4 protein-coding genes are annotated in these 3,290 nt (G+C 72.1%); all 4 read left to right on the plus strand.

Translation table 11 applies throughout. The features are described from left to right. A partial coding sequence (locus ACFU6K_RS34710) for a DUF664 domain-containing protein (RefSeq protein ID WP_380669948.1) occupies nucleotides 1–149 on the plus strand: 149 nt, incomplete at its 5' end. A 294-nt stretch (nucleotides 150–443) separates the two neighbouring features. Beyond that, on the plus strand, nucleotides 444–836 hold the full coding sequence (locus ACFU6K_RS34715; RefSeq protein WP_380669942.1) for a cell division protein SepF: 393 nt from the start codon (nucleotides 444–446) through the stop codon (nucleotides 834–836). Nucleotides 837–998: 162 nt separating this feature from the next. Beyond that, the gene (locus ACFU6K_RS34720) at nucleotides 999–1,685 is read left to right on the plus strand and encodes a TetR/AcrR family transcriptional regulator (protein ID WP_380669944.1); all 687 of its coding nucleotides are present in this window, start codon (nucleotides 999–1,001) and stop codon (nucleotides 1,683–1,685) included. After that, entirely contained in the window at nucleotides 1,682–3,277 is a 1,596-nt protein-coding gene (locus ACFU6K_RS34725; RefSeq protein WP_380669946.1) for an MFS transporter, read from the plus strand. The genes ACFU6K_RS34720 and ACFU6K_RS34725 overlap by 4 nt, the downstream gene beginning before the upstream one ends. Nucleotides 3,278–3,290: the final 13 nt, after the last annotated feature.

The raw sequence follows: 3,290 nt of genomic DNA on the forward strand, positions 1-3,290 counted from the left end.
TGCCGCTGGAGACCGTCGGCAGGAAGCCGCGCCGCGGCCGGCCGGTGACGCTGCGCTGGATCCTCACCCACATGATCGAGGAGTACGCGCGACACAACGGCCACGCGGATCTTCTGCGTGAATTGATCGACGGTTCGACCGGCGAGTGACGCCGCGGGTGACACCGCGGGTGAAATCGTTTCCGCATTGTTGACAGAAGGTCAATTACGCCGTGACCGCGACCGATAAGGTCAACGCGCGCAACCGTACGGCGCTGCGCCGCGTCAGTGGGAGTGCCCGGGTTCGCCCGGGTTTCCGGCGCGGCACGACTCGTACGGGGGTTGCGAGCGGGCACGGGACCGGTGAACAGTGCGATACTCGGACAGTTCCGACGAGTGGATGACGTGTCAAGAACGGCACGCACCCCCGGGGGACCAGGACGGGACGAGGCAGGGAGGCGCGGCATGGGAGCACTTCGCGACGAGCACCACAACGGGTGGCTGATGCCCTCGGGGAACTACCCGGCCGCGGTGTACGACGACGAGTGGGTCGATCAGGAGACGGTTCCGGCCGCCCCCGCGCCCACGAAGATCGTCTCCCTGCGGCCGACGGGCTTCGAGGCGGCCCGGACGGTCGGTGAGCACATCCGGGCGAGCACCCCGGTGGTCATGGACCTCACCGAGATGTCGGAGGCCGAGGCCAAGCGCATGGTCGACTTCGCCTCCGGGCTGATCTTCGGCACCCGGGGCGGCATCGAGCGGATCGCCCGGAGGGTCTTCCTGCTCACCCCGGCCGACGTCGAGGTCATGGTGATCGACCGCCCGATGGACGACACCGGCTTCTACAACCAGAGCTGAGCCGCCGCGCCGCGAGGCTCAGCGCAGAGGCACCCCGGAACCGGGGACGGTACACCACCGTCCCCGGTTTTTTGCTGCCCCGGCATCGAGATACCGCGCATCACCTGAGAGCTCGAACAAAAGAATGAGACACCCGTGTCTCATGTGAACTAGACTCGATCCATGGCCACCGATCGCGACACCGTCCTGGAAGCCGCCGTCGGCGTGCTCTCCCGCCGCCCGACCGCCCACCTGGACGAGATCGCGCGCGCCGCCGGCATCAGCCGCGCCACGCTGCACCGGCTCTTCCCGGGGCGCGACGCGCTGATCCGCGAGGTCGGCCTGCTCGGACTGCGCCGGTTCGCCTCCGCGCTGGACACCGCCGAGGTCGAGCAGGGCGACGCCGAGGCCGCGCTGCGCCGTCTGGTGGACGCCGCCGTCCCGGACGCCATGCTCTGCGCCTTCCTGGCCGGCGAGAACCAGCTCTACGAGAACGACGACATCAACGACCTCTGGGAGGTCCAGATCGCCCGGCTGCACGCGCTCTTCCTGCGCGGCCAGCAGCAGGGCGTGTTCCGCATCGAGCTGAGCGCCGCCTGGCTGAGCGAGGCCTTCTTCGACCTGGTGGCCGGCGTCGGCTGGTCCATCCAGGACGGCCGGCTCGCCCCGCGCGACGCCGCCTTCTCGCTCGCCGAGCTGTTCCTCGGCGGCGCGCTGCGCAGACCGGACGCCCGGACGCCCGTCCCTGCCGCCCTCAGCACCGCCGACCGCAGCACCGCTGCCGTCACCACCCCCATCCACAGCACCGCTGCCGTCACCACCCCCATCCACAGCACCGCCGACCACAGGCCGGACACCGATACACCATGAACACCCTGACCGCCCGCCAGCGCTGGACCGGCCTCGCCGTCCTCGTCCTGGCCGTGACCGTGGTCGCCCTGGACGCGACCGTCCTCTCCCTCGCCATCCCGTCGATCAGCGAGACGCTGCGCCCCAGCGGCACCCAGCTGCTCTGGATCGGCGACTCCTACTCCTTCGTGCTGGCCGGCCTGCTGGTCAGCATGGGCGCCCTGAGCGACCGGATCGGCCGCAAGAAGCTGCTGCTGGCCGGGTCCGCCGCGTTCGGCGCCGCCTCGCTGCTGGCCGCCTACGCGCCGAGCGCCGGCTGGCTGATCCTGGCCCGCGCCCTGCTCGGCGTGGCCGGGGCGACGATCATGCCCTCCACGCTCTCGCTGATCCGCGGCCTCTTCCCGGACGGCCGGGAGCGGGCCACCGCGATCGGCATCTGGGGCGCGGCCGCCACCGCCGGGGCCGCCCTCGGGCCGGTGGTCGGCGGGGTGCTGCTGGAGCACTTCTGGTGGGGTTCGGTCTTCCTGATGAACATCCCGGTGTTGATCCTGCTGCTGGTGTTCGGCGCCTGGCTGCTGCCGGAGTCCAAGGACCCGAAGCCGGGCCGCTGGGACGTGCTGAGCGTCGTCCTGTCGATGGCCGGAGTGATCGGCGCGGTGTACGCGGTCAAGGAGGCCGCCGCGCACGGCGTGGACCGCTGGGACGTGCCGGTCGCCTTCGTGCTGGGCACCGCCGCGCTGTTCGTGTTCGTCCGCCGCCAGCTGCGGCTGGAGACCCCGCTGCTCGACGTCCGGCTGTTCCGCGACCGCCGGTTCACCGCGGCCGTCTCGGCCTCGCTGATCTCCCTGATCGGGCTCTCCGGCGTGATCTTCGTGGTCTCGCAGTACCTCCAGCTGGTCCGCGGCTACCAGCCGCTCCAGGCGGGCCTGGCCGAGCTGCCGGCCTTCGCGGGATCGGTGGTCGGCGGCCTGCTGACCGCCCTGATCGCCCGCCGCTACGGTGCCCGCAAGGCGCTGACGGCCTGTCTGCTGGCGATGGGTCTGGGCGTGGGCGCGCTCGGCTGGCTGGAGCAGGACACCACCTACCTGCTGCTGGCCGCCTCCTTCCTGCTGGTCGGGACCGCCGAGGGCGTGGTCTACACGCTCGGCGCCGACCTGGTGCTGAACGCCGCCCCCGCCGACAAGGCGGGCGCCGCCTCGGCGGTCTCGGAGACGGCGTACGAGCTGGGCACCGCGCTCGGCATCGCGCTGGTGGGCTCGGTGGTCGGCTCGATCTACGCGAACGGGCTGGCCGTCCCGGCCGGGACGGACCCGGCGGCCGCCGCCCGGGCCGGCGAATCACTGGGCTCGGCCGTCGAGACGGCGCAGGGCCTCTCCCCCGAGCTCGCCCAGCCACTGCTGGCGAGCGCCCGGGAGACCTTCGTCCACGGCATGAACAACGCCGGGCTGCTGGCCGCCGCACTGCTGGTCGGCGCGGCCGTGATGGCCTGGCGGCTGCTCCGCGGGCTGTCCGAGCCGACGGCCGGGGCGGAGACGGGCCCGGAGACGGGCGCCGAGACCGGCCCGGAGAACACCGTCGACGCGTCGACCGCGCAGCCGAGGGTCAAGGCGTAGCAGTGCACCGAGA

This window comes from Kitasatospora sp. NPDC057512 (assembly GCF_042802135.1).
GTDB lineage: Bacteria > Actinomycetota > Actinomycetes > Streptomycetales > Streptomycetaceae > Kitasatospora.

Coding starts and splice junctions, on each gene's coding strand:
- ACFU6K_RS34715 (WP_380669942.1), top strand. CDS start 444: ATGGGAGCACTTCGCGACGAGCACCACAACGGGTGGCTGATGCCCTCG.
- ACFU6K_RS34720 (WP_380669944.1), top strand. CDS start 999: ATGGCCACCGATCGCGACACCGTCCTGGAAGCCGCCGTCGGCGTGCTC.
- ACFU6K_RS34725 (WP_380669946.1), top strand. CDS start 1,682: ATGAACACCCTGACCGCCCGCCAGCGCTGGACCGGCCTCGCCGTCCTC.